The 21,744-nt window shown below is 61.7% G+C and carries 16 protein-coding genes and 1 pseudogene; 14 read left to right on the forward strand and 3 right to left on the reverse strand.

Going from position 1 to position 21,744, the window contains the following annotated elements; translation table 11 throughout:
* Positions 1–86 precede the first annotated feature (86 nt).
* The 3 genes from O3298_RS22840 to O3298_RS22850 all read left to right on the forward strand — a co-directional run bounded on the left by O3298_RS22840 (position 87) and on the right by O3298_RS22850 (position 5,525).
* The gene (locus tag O3298_RS22840; RefSeq protein WP_251349392.1) at positions 87–1,259 is read left to right on the forward strand and encodes an efflux RND transporter periplasmic adaptor subunit; all 1,173 of its coding nucleotides are present in this window, start codon (positions 87–89) and stop codon (positions 1,257–1,259) included.
* A complete protein-coding gene (locus O3298_RS22845; RefSeq protein ID WP_251349391.1) occupies positions 1,256–4,366 on the forward strand; it encodes an efflux RND transporter permease subunit in 3,111 nt (1,036 codons plus the stop codon). Before O3298_RS22840 ends, O3298_RS22845 begins: the two co-directional genes overlap by 4 nt.
* A gap of 250 nt (positions 4,367–4,616) precedes the next feature.
* A complete protein-coding gene (locus O3298_RS22850) occupies positions 4,617–5,525 on the forward strand; it encodes a hypothetical protein (RefSeq protein ID WP_305060595.1) in 909 nt (302 codons plus the stop codon).
* A 79-nt stretch (positions 5,526–5,604) separates the two neighbouring features.
* On the opposite strand, the gene yihA is transcribed toward O3298_RS22850, so the two are convergent.
* The gene (yihA, locus tag O3298_RS22855) at positions 5,605–6,342 is read right to left on the reverse strand and encodes a ribosome biogenesis GTP-binding protein YihA/YsxC (RefSeq protein WP_077398853.1); all 738 of its coding nucleotides are present in this window, start codon (positions 6,340–6,342) and stop codon (positions 5,605–5,607) included.
* 186 nt (positions 6,343–6,528) lie between these two features.
* Between yihA and O3298_RS22860 the strand changes: the two genes are divergently transcribed.
* The 5 genes from O3298_RS22860 to O3298_RS22880 all read left to right on the forward strand — a co-directional run bounded on the left by O3298_RS22860 (position 6,529) and on the right by O3298_RS22880 (position 12,513).
* On the forward strand, positions 6,529–7,200 hold the full coding sequence (locus O3298_RS22860; protein ID WP_289905790.1) for a cytochrome c: 672 nt from the start codon (positions 6,529–6,531) through the stop codon (positions 7,198–7,200).
* A gap of 184 nt (positions 7,201–7,384) precedes the next feature.
* A complete protein-coding gene (locus O3298_RS22865; protein WP_289905789.1) occupies positions 7,385–9,481 on the forward strand; it encodes a cytochrome c biogenesis protein ResB in 2,097 nt (698 codons plus the stop codon).
* Between the two features lie 49 nt (positions 9,482–9,530).
* A complete protein-coding gene (ccsB, locus tag O3298_RS22870) occupies positions 9,531–10,682 on the forward strand; it encodes a c-type cytochrome biogenesis protein CcsB (protein ID WP_034753239.1) in 1,152 nt (383 codons plus the stop codon).
* A 190-nt stretch (positions 10,683–10,872) separates the two neighbouring features.
* Positions 10,873–11,850 (forward strand): protein-methionine-sulfoxide reductase catalytic subunit MsrP, encoded by a 978-nt coding sequence (gene msrP, locus O3298_RS22875; RefSeq protein ID WP_289905788.1) that lies wholly within the window; start codon positions 10,873–10,875, stop codon positions 11,848–11,850.
* A gap of 9 nt (positions 11,851–11,859) precedes the next feature.
* Complete coding sequence (locus O3298_RS22880; RefSeq protein ID WP_289919457.1) at positions 11,860–12,513, forward strand: sulfite oxidase heme-binding subunit YedZ; 654 nt, start codon at positions 11,860–11,862, stop codon at positions 12,511–12,513.
* Here the strand turns inward: O3298_RS22880 and O3298_RS22885 are convergent.
* The gene (locus O3298_RS22885; RefSeq protein WP_099378447.1) at positions 12,510–12,734 is read right to left on the reverse strand and encodes a lipoprotein; all 225 of its coding nucleotides are present in this window, start codon (positions 12,732–12,734) and stop codon (positions 12,510–12,512) included. The two genes, O3298_RS22880 and O3298_RS22885, sit on opposite strands and share 4 nt — an antisense overlap.
* Between O3298_RS22885 and cyaY the strand changes: the two genes are divergently transcribed.
* Positions 12,733–13,062, forward strand: a complete 330-nt coding sequence (cyaY, locus tag O3298_RS22890; RefSeq protein WP_305056615.1) for an iron donor protein CyaY — start codon at positions 12,733–12,735, stop codon at positions 13,060–13,062. The two genes, O3298_RS22885 and cyaY, sit on opposite strands and share 2 nt — an antisense overlap.
* A gap of 66 nt (positions 13,063–13,128) precedes the next feature.
* On the opposite strand, the gene O3298_RS22895 is transcribed toward cyaY, so the two are convergent.
* Positions 13,129–15,474 (reverse strand): penicillin-binding protein 1A, encoded by a 2,346-nt coding sequence (locus tag O3298_RS22895; protein ID WP_077398866.1) that lies wholly within the window; start codon positions 15,472–15,474, stop codon positions 13,129–13,131.
* A gap of 301 nt (positions 15,475–15,775) precedes the next feature.
* On the opposite strand from O3298_RS22895, the gene pilM reads away from it, so the two are divergent.
* From pilM to O3298_RS22920, 5 genes and pseudogenes are all read left to right on the forward strand, one after another.
* The gene (gene pilM, locus O3298_RS22900) at positions 15,776–16,408 is read left to right on the forward strand and encodes a pilus assembly protein PilM (RefSeq protein WP_305060596.1); all 633 of its coding nucleotides are present in this window, start codon (positions 15,776–15,778) and stop codon (positions 16,406–16,408) included.
* Entirely contained in the window at positions 16,405–16,953 is a 549-nt protein-coding gene (locus O3298_RS22905) for a PilN domain-containing protein (RefSeq protein WP_305060597.1), read from the forward strand. The genes pilM and O3298_RS22905 overlap by 4 nt, the downstream gene beginning before the upstream one ends.
* 15 nt (positions 16,954–16,968) lie before the next feature.
* Positions 16,969–18,000 (forward strand): pilus assembly protein PilP, encoded by a 1,032-nt coding sequence (locus O3298_RS22910; RefSeq protein WP_305060598.1) that lies wholly within the window; start codon positions 16,969–16,971, stop codon positions 17,998–18,000.
* Between the two features lie 92 nt (positions 18,001–18,092).
* Positions 18,093–19,418 (forward strand): annotated as a pseudogene (locus O3298_RS22915) (type IV pilus secretin PilQ); the annotation flags it as partial.
* 112 nt (positions 19,419–19,530) lie between these two features.
* Positions 19,531–21,711, forward strand: coding sequence for an Ig-like domain-containing protein (locus O3298_RS22920; protein ID WP_305060599.1), 2,181 nt, complete (start codon positions 19,531–19,533; stop codon positions 21,709–21,711).
* Positions 21,712–21,744 lie beyond the last annotated feature (33 nt).

Below are 21,744 nucleotides of genomic sequence, written 5' to 3' on the forward strand. Positions count from 1 at the left end.
ATTTCCGTGCGACAATATTGTGCTTTATGCCCCCCTGGCAACTACCTTCAACCTGCAGCCCTGCGCTGCGACAGCGTGACAGAACAATGAAAAAGACTAGTCTGGCAATCCTCGTGGGTGCGGCCCTGTGTATCGGCGGCGGCATCTGGTATTTCAATCATCAGCCCGGCGCGGCGAGCGGTGGGCAGGATGGCAAAGGGGGCAAGGGCGGACAGGCGCCGACGACGGTGAGCGTGGTCGTTCCGGTGCGCCAGGATGTGCCGATGGTACTCCAGGCCAATGGCAGCGTGATGCCGATCAGCAGCGTTGACTTGCACCCGCAGACGACCAGCACGATTACCAAGGTGCATATCCGCGAAGGCCAGTTCGTCAAGCAGGGCGAGCTGATGTTCACTCTCGATGCGCGCAGCGAACACGCGAATGTCGACAAGGCGCAGGCGCAGGTCTTGCGCGACCGCGCCTCGGTGCAGGACCTCGAGCGCCAGCTCAAGCGCAGCCAGGATTTACTGAGCAAGAACTTTATTGCCCAAGGCGCCGTTGATACCCTGCAAAGCCAGCTCGACGCGGCACGCGCCTTGCTGGCTGCCGACCAGGCCGCCTTGCGCGCCGCCCAGGTCGATTCCAGCTACACCGTCCTGCGCGCGCCGCAGGCGGGCAGGGTAGGGGCCATCAATGTCTATGCGGGCAGCCTGGTGCAGCCGACTACGTCGCTCACCAGCATCACCCAGCTCGACCCGATCGACGTGTCGTTCACCTTGCCGGAAAGCAGCCTGTCCGGCTTGCTGGCGGCGCAAAAGGCGGGCGAGGTGCCCGTCACGGCGCTGTTGTCCGATGCGGGCGGCAAGCAGCTCGACGGCAAACTGAACTTTATCGATAATGCCGTCGATTCCGCCACCGGTGTGATCCGGATCAAGGCGCGTTTCAATAATGGCGGCACCGATTTGTGGCCAGGCCAGTACGTGAATACGCAGCTGACCGTGCGCACCCTCAAGGATGCGCTGGTGATCCCGCAAAACGCCATCATCACGAGTACTTCCGGCACCTTTGTGTACTCGATGGAGGCGGACAGCACGGCCAAGATGCGCAAGATTACCCGCGTGTACGCGTTCGGGCCGAGCGCCGTCGTCACCGGCCTGGCAGGCGATGAAAAAGTCATCGTCGATGGCAAGCAGAACTTGCGTCCAGGCAGCAAGGTGCGCCTGGCGGAAAAACACAAGGCCGCCGATGGCGCCGCCGCACCGCAGGGCAAGCCAGCATGAACCTGTCCGAACTGAGCATCCGCCGCCCCGTCATGGTGGTGCTGCTGTCCCTCTCCATCATCCTGGCCGGCGTGCTGGCCTATCTGCAAATTCCCGTAGCGGCCTTGCCGAGCTACAACACGCCCGTCATCAACGTCAGTGCCGACCTGGCCGGCGCCAGCCCGGAAACCATGGCCTCGTCGGTAGCCTTGCCACTGGAAAAACAATTTTCCACCATTTCCGGCCTCAGCCTGATCACGTCCACGAGCACGCTGGGCAATACCTCGCTGACCCTGGAATTTGACGCCAGCATCAATGTCAACGAGGCGGCCGTCGACGTGCAAGCCGCGCTGCTGCGCGCGCAGCGCCAGTTGCCGACGGAAATGACGGACTTGCCATCCTACCGCAAGGTCAATCCCGCCGATGCGCCGGTGCTGTTCATCCAGATGACGTCGCCATCGCTGAACTTGTCGGATCTCAACGATTATGCGGAAAACCTGATCGCCCCAAGCCTGTCGACCCTGCCTGGCGTGGCCCAGGTGATCGTGAATGGCCAGAAGCGCTTTGCCGTGCGCGTGCGCGCCCGTGCCGACCTGATGAATGCGCGCAACCTGACGATGGACGAGCTGGCCACCGCCTTGCGCACGTCGAACACGAATTCCCCGCTGGGCATCCTTGACGGCCCGAGCCAGACCCTGACCATCCAGGGCAATCCGCAAATGATGAAAGCGGCTGATTTTGCCGAATTGATCGTCGCCAGCCGCAATGGCCAGCCCGTGCGCCTGAAAGACGTGGCCGAGGTGGAAGACAGCTTTCAATCGATCAAGGCCGTCGGCAGTTTCAATGGCGAGCGCTCGATCAGCCTGATGGTGCAGCGCCAACCGGATGCCAACACCGTGCAAGTGGTCGATGGCGTGCGCCGTTTGTTGCCTGGGTTCAAGGAACAATTGCCGCAATCGATACAGATCAGTCTGGTTAACGACCGTTCGCTGTCGATACGCGAAGCCATCCACGACGTCAATTTGACCTTGGCCCTGACGGTGGTGCTGGTGGTGCTGGTGATCTTCCTGTTCCTGCACCGCGCGGCCGCCACCTTCATTCCAGCCGTCACCATGCCGATTTCCCTGCTGGGCGCCCTGGCCCTGCTGTACTGGCTCGGCTACAGCCTCGACAACGTCTCGCTGCTGGGCATTACCCTGGCCGTCGGCTTGGTCGTCGACGATGCCATCGTGGTGCTGGAAAACATCGTGCGCCATATCGAAATGGGCAAGAAACCGATACGCGCGGCCCTGGAAGGGGCAAAAGAGATGGGCTTTACCATTATCTCGATTTCCGTCTCGCTGGTGGCCGTGTTCATCCCCATCTTCTTCATGCCGGGCGTGATCGGCTTGCTGTTCCATGAGTTCGCCGTTGTCGTATCGCTGGCCGTGCTGGTGTCCGCCATCGTCTCGCTGACCCTGGTGCCGATGCTGGCCAGCCGCTTCCTGCCGGCCGATTCGCGCGAGCACAATGACAGCGACCCCAGCCATGGCGAAAAAACCTTCATCGGCCGCCATTTCGAAGCGGGTTTCACGAAGTTGCGCAACGGTTACGTGCATCTGCTCGACAAGGCCTTGGCGCACCGCAACGTGGTGCTGTTCATTGCCGTGTGTACCTTTGCGCTGACGGTGCTGTTGTACGCCACGATACCGAAGGGTTTCTTCCCGGAAGAAGATCTGGGCCAGATCCAGGTCAATACGGAAGCGTCGGAAGACATTTCCTCGGCGGCACTGCAGGATTTGCAAGCCCGCGTGGCGGCCGTGCTCAAGGCGGACCCCAGCGTGCAGGATGTGACCTCGTTCGTCGGCGGCGGCAACACAGGACGCATGTTCATGGTCTTGAAACCGCGCAACGAGCGGCCGAAAATGCCGGTGGTGCTGGAAAACCTGCGTCGTGCGACGAGCACCGTGCCCGGCATGGCCGTGTATTTCCGCCCCGTGCAAAACTTGCAGCTGGGCGGACGCCAGAGCAAGAGCCGCTACCAGTACACCTTGCAAAGCGTCAGTCCCGACGCCTTGAATGATTGGGCGGAAAAGTTTATTGCTGGCATGCGCACGGATCCCGCCTTCCGCGACGTTACCAGCGATTCCCAGATCAAGGGCTTGCAGGCGTCGCTCAGGATCGACCGCGACAAGGCCAATTTGCTGGGCGTGCAAATGTCCGACATCCGCACGGCCCTGTACAGCGCCTTTGGCGAGCGGCAAGTGTCGACCATCTATTCGTCGGCAGCCAGCTATTACGTGATCCTGGAAGCGGCCACGGCAGACCGTCAGTACGACGATGCGCTCACGCGCGTGTCCGTGCGCAGCAAGACGGGCGAACTGGTGAAACTGTCGAGTATTGCCTACGTGGAACGCACGATCGGGCCCACGTCCGTGAATCACCAGGGGCAGTTGCAGGCTGTTACCATCGCCTTCAACCTGGCGCCGGATGTGCCGCTGGGCATCGCCACGGGCAAGATCGACGCGATGGCCAAGGACATGAGCTTGCCGGCCTCCATCATCACGCGCTACGGCGGCGACGCGGCCGTGTTTCAGAGCTCGCAGTCCAGCCAGATCATCCTCATCATTGCCGCGCTGGCCGTGATCTACGTGCTGCTCGGCGTGTTGTATGAAAGCTATATCCACCCGCTGACCATCCTGGCCGGCTTGCCATCGGCAGCCGTGGGGGCGCTGCTGACCCTGCGCCTGTTCGGCATGGACCTGACCATGATCGCCATCATCGGCATTTTGATGCTGATCGGCATCGTCAAGAAAAATGCCATCATGATGATCGACTTCGCCCTGCATGCGCAGCGCAACGACGGGCTGGCGCCGGCAGAGGCCATCCGCCAGGCTTGCATCCTGCGTTTCCGCCCCATCATGATGACGTCGGCGGCGGCCTTGATGGGCGCCTTGCCGATCGCCCTGGGCCTGGGCGCCGGCGCCGAGCTGCGCCAGCCGCTGGGACTGGCCGTGGTCGGCGGCTTGCTCTTTTCGCAAGTCATTACCCTGTTCATCACCCCCGTGATTTATCTGTTCCTGGACAAGTACAGCGGCACGGGACCGTTGACGGACGAGCAATTGGTGGCGCTCGATAACAAGGCCTGATCCGCCGCACTGCCAGCACCGGCGCCCCGTTCCTGAGTGAATGCGGCGCCGGTTTTGTATGGGCCGTGATACATACGGTAACAACCGTCAAGGGACGGCTAGGGTACGCTGATACCGCTGCAAGGAATGTCGCTATCCTGTACGCTTCGGGTTGGAAATGCCGAGGAAGTGTTCCCAAAAGCAAGGGACTCTGGCACTATGGCTGCCCTGTAAGATTACTTTTGTCGCTACACAGAAAGCACGATTCATTTTGCATGACACGACCCATTTGATGGCTGCCGATTCCGATGTTTGCCCCACCTGCGGGCAAGTCATCCAGCCACCACCGGCCTACGGGTCCAAGACCAGCACCATGCGCAAGGTGGCGCTCGGCGTGTCCGTTTTGCTGCACGTGCTGCTGGCGGCGTATGTCCTATTTCGTAGCGACAAGATCGAAAAGATCCCGCCGCCGAAGAAGGAAAGCGCGATGGTCTACATTGCGCCGCTGAAAGACAAGCCGCAACCGAAGCCGCAACCGAAACCCACGCCGAAACCGAAGGACACGAAAGTGGCCAAGGTCAAACCGCCACCGGCGCCGAGCAAGCGCGTGGTCACGAAAGACGTGCCGCGCGACAAGCCGAAACTGGAAACCTTCACGCCCCCGCTGGTGTCGAAAGTGCCGTTGCCGCCGCCGCCCGCTGAAGACATGAGTTCGATGATCGAGCAGCGCCGTAAGCAGCGTCAGGCGCAAAATCCCGCGCCGCCGGCCGAGGAAAGCGAAAACGACCGCGCCATGCGCGTGGCCAAGGCGAATATCGCCGGCGCCCAGGGACGCAATTCCGGCAGCGACCGCGAGGATTCGGGCGGCGTGTTTTCCATCGTCAACCAGACCTCGTTCAGCGCGGAAGTCAAGTTCAAGGGCTGGAACGGCAACTTCAAGCGCAACTGGCTGAAGCAGGAAAAAGTGGAGCTGGGCAATGAGCCCGATATCGAAACGGCCATCCTGAAGAAGATGATCCAGCTGATCCGTGCCGAAAAACCGGGCGACTTCGTGTGGGAATCGCGCCGCCTGGGGCGTAACGTCAACCTCAGCGCCCGCGTGGAAGACACGGCCGAGCTGATGGCTTTCCTGCGCCAGGAATTCTTTTCCGAGAAACGGCCAGGGCCGGGACGGCGCTAGGTGCTCGTCAAACTGACGGCAATAAAAAAGGCTGCACCGTGTGAACGGGCAGCCTTTTTTTACGCAGCGTTGATCTCGATCAAGCCGGTTTATCCGATTCCGGCTCGACGTCGTCTTCCATGTCGATCAATTCAACCATCTGGGCCGCGCCGTCTTCGCTGATGCCGGCCAGTTCCATGATCTTGTCGTTGGCTTCGTCGATGCCGACGCGTTTCAGGGCGGAGAACAGTTGCACGGTGAACGGGAAGCCGACGCCGTCTTCATCCACATAGCTGTCGAGCTTGGCTTTCGCCTGGCGCAGCGCGTTGACCGACTCATTGCGGTTCAGCTTATCGACCTTGGTCAGGATGCAGTGGATCGGCTTGCCGGTCGGGGCGAACCATTCCAGCATTTGAATGTCCAGGTCGGTGAACGGGCGGCGCGAATCCATGATCAGGATCAAACCCGCCAATTGCTCGCGGCGCTGCACATAGTCGCCCAGCAGGCGCTGCCAGTGCAATTTGGCCGAGCCCGATACTTCCGCGTAGCCGTAGCCCGGCAAGTCGACCAGCAGGCATTCGATCTCTTCGACGATGGTGGCATCCTTGCGGTGCTGCGCCACGTGGGCGCCGCCGATGGAGAAGTAGTTGATGTGCTGGGTACGGCCAGGTGTCTTGGAGGCGAACGCCAAGCCTTTCTGATTACACAAGATGTTGATGGCGGTCGATTTACCGGCATTGGAGCGGCCGGCAAAGGCGATTTCCGGCACCGTGGTATCGGGCAGGTCACGCAATTGGTTGACGGTCGTAAAGAAGCGGGCTTGCCAGAGTTTTGACATGGGAGTAGTAAAGCAACAAAAGGGAGCGATAAGGGAGCGATAACGCCAAGAAGCTATTGTACAATAAGGGGTTGTTTATTGTTGCCGGCGTAGCAGCGATGCGGCTTGCGGCCCTGAAAATAAAGCAAAAATCCACAGGGCGCGGCAATGTCCACCACTAATTTCTCACTGTCTCAGGGTGCCTGAATGAATCGTGCGTTTTCACCGTTTATCAAATCCATGCTGCTCGCATTGCTGGCTGTATCGGCAACTGCCTCCGCGGTCGAAGCAGCGAAACCGGCCGTCAAGGCCGACGCCGCCAAGGGCGCCACCCTGTACGCCGATGGCGATGCGGCACGCGGCTTGCCTGCCTGCGTCTCCTGCCATGGCGCGGCCGGCAATTCGACCATCACGGTCAATCCGAAGCTGGCTGGCCAGCACGAAAGCTATATCTACAAGCAATTGGTCGATTTCACGACGCCGGAGCGCAACCAGCCCGTCATGACGACCTATGCCAAGATGCTCAGCGACGCCGACAAGAAGAATATCGCCGCCTACCTGGGCGCGCAGCTGTCCAAGCCGGGTGCCGCGAAAAACAAGGATACGATCGACCTGGGCAAGAAAATCTACCGTGGTGGTATTGCTTCCAAGCAAGTTGCCGCCTGCGCCAGCTGTCATGGCGCGACGGGCAATGGCATTCCCGTCCAGTACCCGCGCATCGCCGGCCAGCACCAGGATTACACGGTGGCCCAGCTGACCATGTTCCGCAGCACCAAGGCCGATGCCCGCAAGAACAGCGCGCAAATGCACACCATCGCCGCCCGCATGTCGGATGACGAGATCGCCGCCGTTGCCGATTACATCGCCGGCCTGAAGTAAGTTTTCATAGTGGCAAGAGATTGCCAGGCGCTCCAGCGCGCATGAACCAGGGCGGCCGTCTCAACAGGCTGCCCTTTTTTATGGCAAGGGCCAAACAGGAGTATGCTGCCGCCTTGCGCGGAGAAACTATCAGCTCCATGCCACATTTTCTTGAAGATTGCATATCCCGTATGAGTATCCACGTATGAGCACAGGCACGACCGGAATCGAGTTAAAGACCCAACGCCGCAGCCTGGCTGAATTCGTCGAGCTGGTCTCGTCAATGCGCTTTGCCATCAGCCTGCTGACCCTGATCGCCGTCGCGTCCATCATCGGCACCGTGCTCAAGCAAAACGAGCCCATGCCCAATTATGTCAACCAGTTCGGGCCGTTCTGGTTCACCGTTTTCGACAAGCTGAGCCTGTATTCCGTGTATTCGGCCTGGTGGTTCCTCGTGATCATGGGTTTCCTCGTCGCCTCGACCTCGCTGTGCATCGTGCGCAATGCGCCGAAGATGCTCAAGGACATGCGCAGCTGGCGCGACAATGTGCGCGAGCAATCGCTGCGCAATTTCCACCACAAGCTGGAATGGCAGGCGCCGCTGCCGCGCGCCGTGCTGGCGCAGCAGATGGTGATGCGCCTGAAAGACGCCGGTTACGGGGCCAAGGTGGTCGAGAAGGACAACGCCACCCTGGTGGCCGCCAAGCGGGGCGCCGCCAATAAATGGGGCTATATCTTTGCCCACGGCGCCATCGTCATCATCTGTGTGGGCGGCTTGCTCGACTCGGAAATGCCGATCCGCGTACAGCAATGGTTCTTTGGCAAGACGCCGTTTTCCGGCAGCGGCGTGATCGCCGACATTCCCGCCCAGCACCGCCTGAGCCTGTCGAACCCCACTTTCCGCGGCAATACCATGATCCCGGAAGGCTCGTCGAGCAACACGGCCATCATTCCCCAGGCCGATGGCGTGCTGATCCAGGATTTGCCCATCACGATCTTGTTGAAGAAATTCCACATCGATTTTTACAGCACGGGCATGCCGAAGCTGTTTGCCAGCGACGTGGTCGTCACCGACCATGCGACGGGGGAAAGTTTCCCAGCAACCATCAAAGTCAACCAGCCGCTGCTGTACAAGGGCCTGGCCCTGTACCAGTCCAGCTTTGAGGATGGTGGCAGCAAGCTCAAGTTGACGGGTTATCCGATGACGGGCAAGACGACGAAACGCTTCGATATCGGCGGCGAAGTGGGCGGCAGCACGCCGCTCGAGCGCAGCGATGGCAATTCCTACACGGTGGAATGGTCGGGTTTCCGTCCCTTCAACGTGGAAAACCTCAGCGCGGGCCAGGATGTGCGCGCCGTCAACAAGGCGGAAAGTTTTAACGATAAATTCGCCGTCGGCCTGGACAAGCGCCTCGGTTCGGCCGCGAAGAACGCGAACAACAAGGATCTCAAGAACGTGGGCCCCTCGGTGCAATACAAATTGCGCGACAAGACGGGCCAGGCACGCGAATACCAGAACTACATGCAGCCGGTCGCCGTGGATGGCACGACGGTCTTCCTGGCCGGCATGCGCGTCAACCCCAGCGATCCGTTCAGCTACCTGCGCATTCCCGCCGATGACAATTACAGCGTGAACGAATGGATGCGCTTGCGTGCCGCGCTGCAAGATCCTGCGCTGCGCCAGCAAGCCGCCACGCGCTATGCGGCGCGCGCCATGCCGCAGGCGGGCGCGGAAGCCTTGCGCAGCCAGTTGCAGGAATCGGCGGCGAAGAGCCTGGGCATCTTTGCCGGTAATGGGCAAGAGGGCGGTTTCCTCGCCATTTCGCGTTTCCTGGAGAAAATTCCTGCCGCCGAGCAAGAAAAAGCGGCCGATATCTTCATGAAGATCTTGAATGGCAGCCTGTGGGACTTGTGGCAGGCGGCGCGCGCCCAGGATGGCTTGAAGGCCATCGAGGCCGATGACAAGCACGGCCGCTTCCTGCAGCTGGCCACGAATGCGCTGTCCGACAGCTTCTTCTATGGCGCGCCCGTGTATCTGCAACTCGACGACTTTACGGAAATCAAGGCGTCCGTGCTGCAAGTGACGCGTTCGCCGGGCAAGAGCGTCGTCTACCTCGGTTGCCTGTTCCTCGTGATCGGCGTGTTTTCCATGTTTTATATCCGCGAGCGTCGCCTGTGGGTGTGGATCAAGGATGGCGAGGGCGGCAGCGAGGCCTTGATGGCCATGAGCACGCAACGCAAGACCCTGGATTTTGAAAAAGAATTTGAGAACTTGAAGGCAAAGCTGCCGCAATCGGCGTAAGCTGCGCTGTGTCTGGGACGCTTGCGCGTCGCCGGGAATGGAGAAAATGATGGAATTGGCAAACAAGCAAATATATACGCAGGAACCGGGATTCTTCAAGCGCCTGAGCCTGATCGATTGGCTGTACGGCGCCGGCTTGCTGGCAGCCTCCCTGTTCGGTCTGATGCGCTTTGGCGCCTTCATGGATATCTATGAAAAAGCCATCTTGCTGGCCGCGGCGCCCACGTTCGCGTGGCTGGGCTGGTACTGGAAGCCCGTGCGCTGGCTGATCCCCGTGGCAGCCGTGCTGTCGCTGTTCGCCATCGAGCTGTACGCGGGCCACCTGGAGATGGCGAATCAGAAATTCTTCCTGAAATACATCTTGTCGAGCCAGTCCGCCATCCTGTGGATGGGCACCCTGTTCGTGCTGTCGACCCTGTTCTACTGGATCGGCCTGGTGGCGCGCTCGGAATTCGGCTCGTCCGTCGGCTCCCTGCTGTGCTGGGCCGGCGTGGTGCTGGGCCTGACGGGCATGCTGGTGCGCTGGTACGAGTCTTACCTGATCGGCGCCGACGTGGGCCATATTCCCGTGTCGAACCTGTATGAAGTGTTCATCCTGTTTTCCTTGATCACGGCCATGTTCTACCTGTATTACGAGCAGCATTACGCGACGCGCCAGCTGGGCGCCTTCGTCATGCTGGTCATTTCGGCGGCCGTCGTGTTCCTGATGTGGTACACGGTCACGCGCGACGCGGCCGAAATCCAGCCGCTGGTGCCGGCCCTGCAAAGCTGGTGGATGAAGATCCACGTGCCGGCCAACTTCATCGGCTACGGTACCTTCGCCCTGTCGGCCATGGTGGCGGCGGCTTACCTGCTCAAATCGAGCGGCTACCTGGTCGACCGCCTGCCGTCGCTGGAAGTGCTCGACGACGTCATGTACAAGGCCATTTCCGTCGGCTTCGCTTTCTTCACGGTAGCGACCATCCTGGGCGCCCTGTGGGCGGCCGAAGCGTGGGGCGGCTACTGGTCGTGGGACCCGAAAGAAACGTGGGCGCTGATCGTCTGGCTCAACTATGCAGCCTGGCTGCACATGCGCCTGATGACAGGCTTGCGCGGCCGCGTCGCCTCGTGGTGGGCGCTGGTGGGCTTGCTGGTCACGACGTTTGCCTTCTTGGGCGTGAACATGTTCCTTTCCGGCCTCCATTCTTACGGGAAATTGTAAAAGTGCCCGAGAAAAAGCCCATGGCGGCGTTGCCTTGCCTGGTCGTACTATGCGTACTGCCTGCGGCAAGGCGCCTTGCCCTGAACTTTTTTCGGACACTTTAGTAACGATTTTTTCATGACAGAAGCGTCATGAACGGCCCGGGAAAACTGGTGTAAGGTACAAATAATCACCTTTTCCCGGAGCCGCCATGTTGATCAAGCGCAGTCCCAACGGCATTGAGTTGCCGTATTCTTCCGAAATCACGCCGCGCGCCGTGTTTGAATCGCGCCGCAGTTTCATCAAGCAAGTGGCGCTGGGCACGATGTCCAGTGCGGCCTTGCTGGAAATGGCCAGCCGCGAAGCCTTCGCGCAAGGCACCAATCCCAAGCTGGCTGCCAAACTGAATCCCGCCTATTCGGCGCTGGAAAAGCAGACGGCCTATAAAGACGCCACCAGCTACAACAATTTCTACGAATTCGGTACGGACAAGAGCGATCCGGCGCAAAACGCGGGCACCCTGCGCACGCGTCCGTGGACGGTCAGCATCGAAGGCGAAGTCAAGAAACCCATGACCCTGGACCTGGACGCGCTGCTGAAGCTGGCGCCGCTGGAAGAGCGCGTCTACCGGCTGCGCTGCGTGGAAGGCTGGTCGATGGTCATCCCGTGGGTCGGTTATTCCTTCTCGGAAATCATCAAGAAGGTCGAACCGACGGGCAATGCCAAGTACGTGGAATTCATCACCCTGGCCGACAAGAAACAGATGCCGGGCGTGGGCAGCCGCGTGCTGCAATGGCCGTATACGGAAGGCTTGCGCATCGATGAAGCGAACCATCCGCTGGCGCTGCTGACCCTGGGCATGTATGGCGAAACATTGCCGAACCAGAATGGCGCGCCCGTGCGCATGGTCTTGCCGTGGAAATATGGTTTCAAGTCCGCCAAATCCATCGTCAAGATCCGTTTCGTCAAGGAACAGCCGCGCACGTCCTGGAACCTGTCGGCGCCGTCCGAATACGGTTTTTACTCGAATGTGAACCCGAACGTCGATCATCCGCGCTGGTCGCAGGCTTCCGAGCGGCGCATCGGCGAAGACGGTTTTCTCACGCGCAAGCGCAAGACCCTGATGTTCAATGGCTACAACGATGTCGCTTCCTTGTACGCGGGCATGGATCTGAAGAAGTTCTTTTAAGGAAAGACCATGGCCTTCAACCCCACGCCGAGACAATTGTCGCTATTCAAAAGCCTGATCTTCTTGCTGGCGCTGCTGCCGTTTGCCCGCATGGTCTGGCTGACGTACACGGGGCAACTGGTGGAGCCGCTGGAATTCATCACGCGCGGCACGGGCGACTGGACCCTGTATTTCCTGTGCATCAGCCTGGCGGTCACGCCCTTGCGGCGCTTCACGCAATGGAATTGGCTGATCAAGCTGCGGCGCATGCTGGGCCTGTTCGCGTTTTTCTACGCGACACTGCACTTCACCACCTTTTTATGGTTCGATCACTTTTTTGATGTGCAGGAAATGTGGAAGGATGTGCTCAAGCGGCCGTTCATCACCGTGGGTTTCATCGCTTTTGTACTGCTGATCCCGCTGGCCGTCACGAGCACGAACGGCATGGTGAAACGCCTGGGGGGCAAGCGCTGGCAGTGGCTGCACCGCTTGATCTACATCATCGCGCCGCTGGGCATCCTGCACTTCTGGTGGATGAAGGCGGGCAAGCACAATTTCGCGCAACCGATACTGTTCGGCTCCATCGTCGCGCTACTGCTGCTAATTCGCGTGTATTTCGCCTGGAGCAAGCGAGTCAAAAGCGCCAGGGCGGCCAACGCAGCCACCCCGGTGCGTGCCGTTTAGGTGGCTGGCACGATGACCGGTGGCGGCGGCACGGGCGCCGGTTCGACCGGGCCTTTTGCCGGCGCGCCCTTGGCCGCTGGCGGCTTGGGCAGGTACAGGGGGCCGGGCTGGCCGCAGCCGGCCAGGACGCTAGAAACCACAATGGCGGTGCCGATATAAAACGCTGAGGATGACTTCACGATTAGAATCACGGTTTGATTAAGATCTTTGGAGTGTAGCATGAGCGAATCGGAATTCCTGGCCCTGGCCGAAGCCACCCTGACCCAGATCGAGGCGGCGCTGGACCGGCTGAACGATGAAGACGTGCTCGACGTCGAATGCAGCCGCAGCGGCAATGTGCTGGAAATCGAATTCATCGATAACGGCACGAAAATCATCGTCAACAGCCAGGCCCCCATGCGCGAGATGTGGGTAGCGGCCCGTTCCGGCGGCTTTCACTACAAGAGAGTTGGCGACGAGTGGCGCAACACGCGCGACGGCTCGGAACTGTTTGCGGCCCTGTCGGCCATGGCCAGCGAGCAGGCAGGCACGGCAGTCGTATTGACGTAATTGTCTTAGCGGCGCGCCATAAAAAAGGGCAGACTCTTCAGTCTGCCCTTTTTGCATCAAACGATCTTAAAACAGTTCGTTCTTGACGGCTTCTTTCGCTTTTTCTTCCTCCGGCGTGCCGCGCGCCGCGCCTTCCAGGCTGCCTACGCCCGTGCCCGGCGGATTTTCCGCATAGTAATACTCGTCGCCCACGTGGATCAGGCCTTCCGGCACGGCGCGTTCCTCGACGGGTATGCTTTTCAGGGCTTTCGCCATGTAGCTGATCCAGATCGGCAAGGCCAGGCCGCCGCCCGTTTCCCGGTTGCCCAGGTTGCGCGGCTGGTCGTAGCCGATCCAGGCGATGCCCACCAGCTTGGCCTGGTAGCCGGCGAACCAGGCGTCGATGGAATCGTTGGTCGTGCCCGTCTTGCCGGCCAGGTCGGGGCGCTTCAAGGCCATGGCCTTGTTCGCGGTGCCGAAGCGCACGACGTCGTTGAGCATGCTGTTCATCATGAAGGCATTGCGCTCGTCGATGACGCGGTTGGCTTCCTCGCCCGCCAGGTCCGGCTTGGCTTGCGACAAGACATTGCCGTCGCTATCGGTCACCTTGGCGATCAGATACGGGTTGATCTTGTAGCCGCCATTGGCGAACACGGCATACGCGCCCGCCATCTGCAGCGGCGTCACGTTGCCTGCGCCCAGGGCCAGGGTCAGGTAGGGCGGGTTCTTGTCCGCGTCAAAGCCGAAGCGCGTCGCGTATTCCTGGCCATACTTGGCGCCGATCTTGTGCAGGATACGGATGGAAATCATGTTCTTCGATTTCATCAAGCCCTTGCGCATGGTCATCGGGCCATCGTATTTGCTGTCGTAGTTCTTCGGTTCCCACGCCTGGCCGCCCGTCTGGCCCGCGTCGAACGAAATCGGCGCATCGTTGATGATGGTGGCCGGCGACAGGCCCCGTTCCAGCGATGCGGAATAGATGAAGGGCTTGAAGGCCGAACCGGGCTGGCGCCATGCCTGCGTGACGTGGTTGAACTTGTTGCGGTTGTAATCGAAGCCGCCCACCATGGCGCGGATGGCGCCGTCCGTGGTGCTGGCCGAGACGAACGCCGATTGCACTTCCGGCATCTGCGTCAAGACCCAGGTATTGCCTTCCTGCATGACGCGGATCACGGCGCCGCGCTTGATGCGGCGGTTCGGCGCCGCTTTTTCCGACAGCCAGGCCGCGCCGAAGGTCAGGCCGGGGCCGGTAATCGTGATTTCCTCGCCGGCCGAGGTGACTGCCTGCAACGATTTGGGCGACGCTTGCAGCACCATGGCGGCGATGATGTCGTCGCTGTCCGGATGGTCGGCCAGTTCCGTCTCGATCGCGTCATCGGCTTCGGCCTTGGTTTTTGGAATCTCGATATACGCTTCCGGGCCGCGGTAGCCGTGGCGTTTCTCGTAATCCATCACGCCCTTGCGCAAGGCGATGTAGGCGGCGTCCTGGTCGGCCTTGGTGATGGTGGTGTAGACGTTCAGGCCGCGCGTATAGGTATCTTCCTTGAATTGCTCGTAGACCAGCTGGCGCGCCATTTCCGACACGTATTCCGCATGCACGCCGAAGGCGCTGCTGTCGGTTTTCACTTTCAGCTCTTCATTTTTCGCTTCTTCGTACTGCGCCGGCGTGATGTAGCCCAGCTGGGCCATGCGTTGCAGGATGTATTGCTGGCGCATGCGCGCGCGTTTCGGATTGACGACGGGGTTGTAGGCCGACGGCGCCTTCGGCAAGCCGGCCAGCATGGCCGCTTCCGCCACGGTGAGATCCTGGATGTTCTTGCCGAAATAGATTTGTGCGGCCGAGGCGAAGCCGTAGGCGCGCTGTCCCAGATAAATCTGGTTCATATATACCTCGAGGATCTGGTCCTTGCTGAGGTTTTTCTCGATCTTCCAGGCCAGCAAGACTTCATACGCCTTGCGTTTCAGGGTCTGTTCGCTGGACAGGAAGAAATTGCGCGCCACCTGCTGCGTGATGGTCGACGCGCCTTGCTTGGCGCCGCCCGTCAGGTTGTGCAGGGCCGCACGCGTGATGCCCAGGTAATCGACGCCGCCATGCTCATAGAAGCGGTCATCCTCGATGGCCAGCACGGCTTTCTTCATGACATCGGGAATATCCTTGATGTGCACCATGTTGCGCCGCTCTTCGCCGAACTCGCCGATCAGCACACTGTCGGACGTGAACACGCGCAGCGGCATCTTTGGCTTGTAATCGGTCAAGGTATCGAGCGCCGGCAGGTTCGGATACGCCATGGCCAGGCCAAAGACCACCAGCAAGACGCCGACGATGCCCAGGCCCAGCAGCGATACCAGGGCCATCAGCAGGAAACGTTTGGGTTTGCTGCCCTTGGTGGGCGGCTTCGAGCCAGCGGGGCCAGCGGATTTTGAAGATGTCATGCGTCGTATGTCTTTCGGTTAATTATGCCGGCCAATTATAAGCGAGCTTGCCGGGGTGGCAGCGCGCCGTGGCGCTAGCCGGGGGGAGTGTCGAAACTTGCCGATACTCTATATAAGCGTGTATTGGCCCGCTGGCAACCAGGATTTGGTAACAATTATTCTGCGCCAGATCACGGCCCGGCCAGATAGGTGTCGCGCGCCGCAGACTCCGGCCTGAAATCCATTTACAAGCCGGCGCCGCCGGGACTAGGCTGTCGGATGGCAGGAACCTCTCCCACGCTGACGTTTCTCTATGAAAAACATGTCCATCAGCAATTTTCTTGGCATCGGCTTGCTGGGCGTCGACATCGCGGACGATGCCGTGCGCGTGGTCGAGTTGAGGCGCCGGCGGGGAAGATTGTCGTGCCGGCATTGCGGCGCCGCCGCGCTGACGCCCGGCGTGATACTGGAAGGCAATGTCGAGGACACGGAGGGCCTGGCCGATGCCTTGCGCCAGGCCCTCCGCGACAGTGGCAGCGCCTGCACGCGGGTGGCGCTGGCCATGCCGGCCACGGCCCTGATCACGCATGCGATCCGCCTGCCCGCCGGATTGCCGGAGGAACAGCTGGAAATCCTCGTGGAACTGGAAGCGGCCCAATACATGCCGTTTGCGCTGGAAGACGCCAGCCTGGATTTTTTCATACTCGGCCCCGCGCCGCCGCTGGCTGGCGCAACAGGCAAGGAGGTCGACGTGCTACTGGTGGCGGCGCGGCGCGCCAGCGTACAGCGCCGTCTCGATGCGGCCACGGCGGCGGGCTTGCAGGCCGTCGTCATGGATAGCGAGGCAATGGCCATGCAGGCGGCGCTCGCGCAGGGTGGCTGGCAAGCCCTGCCAGACGGTGGCGTGGCCTACCAGTTGGCCTGGGGCCTGGCCCTGCACCGGTACGCCCGATGACGGTCCGGGCGCAAGTGCAGCGCATCAACCTGTTGCCGTATCGCCCCGCGGCACGGCGCAGGCGTATTCAGTTGCTGCTGTGGCAACTGGCGGGCGGGGTGCTGCTGGGATTGCTGCTGGCCCTGGCGACGGGCGCCTGGCTACGGTACCAGCTCGACGCGCAACTGCGCCGCCAGGAGGGTTGGCGTAGTGCCATGCAGCAAGTCGATGCCGTGCTTGTCGTTGGCCAGCGGGTGCAGGGCGAGACGGCCGCGCTGCTGCTGCGCCAGCAAGCCATGGGCAGTTTGCAACAGCAACGCAATGCCTGGGTGCGCATGCTGGACGCGCTGGCGCGGGCGATGCCGGCTGGCGTAGCCTTGCACAGTGTGCGCCAGGAAACGGCGATGGTGCGCTTGCAGGGGCAGGCTGCGTCGCAGGACAAGGTCGCGGCATTGCTGCTGGGGCTAGAACAGGCGGCGCCCTGGTCCCGGCCGGAATTGATGGAAGTGCGCGGCGCGGCCGATGGCGCCGTGGAATGGACGGTACGGCTGGCTTTGGCACCCTAGTCCTGGAGGTTGATCATGCTGAGCTTGAAGATCGCGTCGCTGTGGCCGCTACCCGCGCGCCTCGCTTGCGCCGCCCTGGCCGCCACGCTGGCGGCGGCCCTGCTGCACCTTGCGTGGCTGGATGGACTGTTTGCGGCCATGCAGGCGGGGCAAGGCGAGGAGGTCCGCTTGCGCGCCGCGTATCAGTCGGCGCAAGCCAGGGCGCAGCAGTTGCCGCATTGGCGCGCACAGCAGCGCCAGGCCGGCGCCGAGCTGGCCTTGCTGGAACAGCAGTTGCCCGACCAGCAGGCGATGGCGCTGCTGTTGACGCAGATCAATGCCGCAGGCCAGTCGCGCGGGCTGCAATTTTCCCTGTTCAAGCCCGGTGCGGCCCAGCCGCAAGCGCCGTATGTCGCCTTGCCGATCGCCATACAGTTGCGCGGCGGCTACCACGCCATGGGCGCGCTGCTGGCGGATCTGGCGCGCCTGCCGCGCATCGTCACGGTGCATGGGCTGGCCTTGACCCTCGGCAAGGATCGTCTGCTGACCCTCGATGCCGTGCTGCACGCGTATCGCTTGCCTGCAGCGGGGGAGCGGGCCCCGCAAGAGGCCTTGGCGCCCAAGGCGGGCGCAGCCGCTGCGGCATGGCGTCCGCTTGCCGCTGTCGCGCCGCAGCCGTACGCGGCCGCCGCCCTGGCCGATCCTTTTGGCGCCTTGCCGTCGGCCGGCGCGCCGGGGCAGCGGGGCGCCGTGGCGGGGCCCGATCCGCGGCGCGTGCGCGAACCGCTGGAAAGCGTGGCCTTGCCGGCCATCAGCATGGTCGGCAGCGTGCAACAGGACGGGCGCCTGAGCGCGCTGCTGCTGGCGGGCCAGCGCGTGTACCGGGTAGCGGTGGGCCAGTATCTGGGGCAAGACCACGGCGTGGTGACGGATATCAGTGAACAGGCGCTGCAGTACCGTGAACTGCTGCGCGAGGCGGGTGGTCCCTGGCGCGAGCGGCGCGGCAGCCTGGCCTTGCAGGCGGCGGGGGTGGGTGCGAAGGCCAGCCTGCCCGAGGCGGCGCCATGAGGCCGCGCCGCGTGCTGCTGGCCGCCATGCTGTGTCTGCATGCCAGCAGTCTTGCCCAGGAAGCCGTGGTGCACGTGTCGGCGCCGCGTTTATATGCTGGCGAGAAAATCTCCGTCGACTTCCAGAACGTGGGCGTGCGCGCGGCCCTGCACATCCTGGCTGATGCGTCGGGGCAAAATATCGTCGCCAGCGATAGCGTGGCGGGCAACGTGACCCTGCGCCTGCGCGACTTACCGTGGGACCAGGCGCTCGACGTGCTGCTGCAGGCGAAAGGGCTGGACATGCGGCGCAATGGCAACGTGCTGTGGATCGCGCCGCGCGAGGAAATGCTGGCGCGCGAAAAGCTGGAGCTCGAAACGCGGGCGCAGATCGCCGAACTGGAACCCTTGCAGTCAGCCATCTTCCAGCTCAATTACCAGAAGGCCGAAGCGTTCCGCACGGTGTTCGCCCTGGACGCGGGAGAAGGGCGCAGCCGCCTGCTGTCGCGCCGCGGCAGCGTGCTGATCGAGCCGCGCACGAATCAGCTGTTCGTCACCGACGTGCCGGCGCGCCTGGAGCAGATCCGTCAGCTGATCGCCAAGACAGATATTGCCACGCGGCAGGTGATGATCGAGGCGCGCATCGTCGAGGCGAATGACAGCTTCAGCCGCAATCTGGGCGCGCGCCTCGGTTTTACGGACCAGCGCCTGGCGGCAGGCCAGGTGCCCGGTTTTTCCCTGGGCGGCAGCGGGCGCCGCGCGGCCATCGGCGGCAGTTACCAGGGCGTGGGCGAGGCGACGGGGCAAACGGTGGCCGGCGCCGGCGCCTTCGTGCCGAACACGCAATTTGTCAACTTGCCGGCCGCCAGTATCAATGGCTTGCAGCCGGCAAGTTTCGCCCTGAGCCTGTTTTCGGCGGCCGCCAACCGTTTTTTGAACCTGGAATTGTCCGCACTGGAAGCGGATGGCCGGGGCAAGATCATTTCCAGCCCCCGCGTGGTGACGGCCGACAAGGTGCTGGCGCTGATCGAGCAGGGCATTGAGCTGCCATACCAGGTGGCCACCAGCAGCGGCGCCACCTCGATCACCTTCCGCAAGGCGAATCTGCGCCTGGAAGTGACGCCGCAGATCACGCCGGACGGCAACGTGGTGCTGGAAGTGGATGTCAACAAGGATAGCGTGGGCCAGGAAACCCGCTCCGGCTTCGCCATCGACACCAAGCACGTGCGCACGCAAGTGATGGTGGAAGATGGCGGCACGGTGGTGCTGGGCGGCATTTATCAGCAGTCCGAACGGGGCACGGACAGCAAGGTGCCACTGCTGGGCGACATCCCCGTGCTCGGTGTTTTTTTCCGCAGCACGGGCCGCAGTCAAGAAAAAACCGAACTGATGGTGTTTATTACGCCGAAAATAGTGGCAGATCGGCCAGCAACACGTTAATGTCACATCTTTACGTTTAAGTAACAATGCACACGAAAGCGGACTGATGGCGACTATGCGGAATGTATCTGGGAGCAACACTTATTGGAGTCGGGTATCGAATTGGCTGGTCTTGCTGGCGCTGGGCGCCTTGCTGGCCGCCTGTGGCGGCGGTGGCGGCGATCCGACCCTGGGCGTCAAGGATGGCGCGAATGCCGGCGTTGGCAGTGTGGTATTGGTTGCTGGCGCAACAACGATTGTTGCCTCGGGCGCGGACGGCACGGAAGTCGTACTGACTGCCGTGGTAAAAAATCCCGGCAATAATGCCATGACAGGCCAGACGGTGACCTTCACTGCCAGTTCCGGCACCATCAGCAATACCAACCGCGTGACGGATGCCAATGGCACGGTGACGGAAAAACTCAGCGTGAAAGGCGATGCGAGCTTGCGCGACATTACCATCAAGGCCAGCAGCGGCGGTGTTGAATCGGCCCCCGTGGTGGTGAAAGTGGTGCCCGTCACCTCCGGCATTGCCAGCTTGCTGCTGACCTCTTCCGGTGGCACCCTCGCTTCATCGGGCGGTACCGCCGTCAACATGATCGCCTTTGTCAAGGATGCCAACAATGCCATCGTGCCCAATGCCAGCGTGACGTTCAGTGCCGACTCGGGCGCGCTGGGCGCGACCAAGGTCAGCACCAATGCGCTGGGACAGGCGCAGGTCAGCCTGAATACGGGAGGCGATGCCAGCTTGCGCACGATCAAGGTCACGGCCAGCGCAGGCGCGCAAACGGCCAGCACGGACATCGGCGTCAGCGGCACCCGGCTGGTCATCAATGCCTTTTCGACGGTGAACCTGAAGACGAGCACCGACATGGTGGTCAAGCTGGTCGATTCGAGCGGCAATCCCCTCGTCGGCAAGCCGGTGACCTTTAGCGCCCGCAGCAATGCCCTCACGGTCAAGGGCGGCGGCGCCAGTCCCGCACTGACCGACAACAACGGCCAGTTGGTGTTGAGCTACAATGCCCAGGTGGGCAGCAGCGACAGCATCAGCGTCAAGGCGCAGGGGGATAGCGTCGTGTTGCCAATTGCAATTAATGCATCAAATTTCACGATCAATGCCGTGTCGGGTAGCAATGTTGCGTTGAGCACCTTGAACACGAACACCTGCTATGCGGTGACGGTGCATAGCGATGTGGCGGGCGTGCCACAAACGGGCAATGTGCGTTTCAGTACATCGCGCGGCGCCATCTATCAGGATGCCGCCTGCGGCACGCCATTGCAGGCGCCGCTGGCGCTGGTGGGAGGCAATGCCATCGCCTACGTACAGGCCAGCGGCGCCGGCCTGACCGCCCTGACGGCGAAGTACGAAGGCAGCGGCGCCTTGGTGCAGTCGGAAGTGGAATTCGTTGCGCCATTGACGGCCCAGGCCACGATCAGCTTGCAAGCCGACCCGGCAGTCATCGGCGCCAATACGGCCGGCAGCACGGCGCAGCGCAGCGCCTTGCGCGCCGTCGTACGCGATGGCTCGGTGGAAAACAACCTGGTCAAGAATGCACAGGTGAGCTTCTCGATCCAGGCCGACGCCAGCAATGGTTCCCTGAGTTCGCCTTCGCTGGTCACCACTGACAGCGATGGCGTGGCCACGGTCAGCTACATCGCGGGGCAGGGGACTACCGGTGTCGATGGCGTCGTTGTCAAGGCGCAACTGCAGGGCGTATCGAGCAATGCCGCCGCGGTCAAGCTGACGGTGACGAAGAAATCGCTGTTCATCAGCGCCGGCAGCGGCAATGCGCTTGACGCCTCCGACAGCAGCACCTATCGCAAGACGTATAGCGTGTTTGTGACGGACGCCGCCGGTAACCCCGTGCCGGACGTGATCATCACGGCCGCTGCCTGGCCCCGCTATTATTACAAAGGCTATCTGCAATATTCCCAGATTGCCGAGTCGTGGATAGTCGTGAGGACAGCGAACGCCTGTGACAATGAAGACCGGGACCGCAGCGGCACCTTCAATCCGAATAACGACTTCAACCTCAATGGCCGTCTCGACCCGGGCATTCCGCTCAATCTGTCGACCGGTGGCAAGACCGACAGCTCGGGAACGGCGATCGTTACCCTGACTTATCCGCGCGACAGGGCCAACTGGCTGGACGTCGAATTGACGATTCGTGGCAATAGTTCCGGGACGGAGGCAACTTATGTCGGTTACACTTTGCTTCCGGGGCTGGCTACGGACTTTAACCGCGTGGATGTTTCACCTCCAGGCGTCCTGAGTCCGTATGGGCAAGCCACTGATTGTCGTAATCCAAATTAACTGTCGCAGCACATGCAAAATCTGTTTTTAGTA

This window comes from Janthinobacterium sp. SUN137 (genome assembly GCF_030587265.1).
In the GTDB taxonomy this organism is placed as follows: Bacteria; Pseudomonadota; Gammaproteobacteria; order Burkholderiales; family Burkholderiaceae_D; genus Janthinobacterium; species Janthinobacterium kumbetense.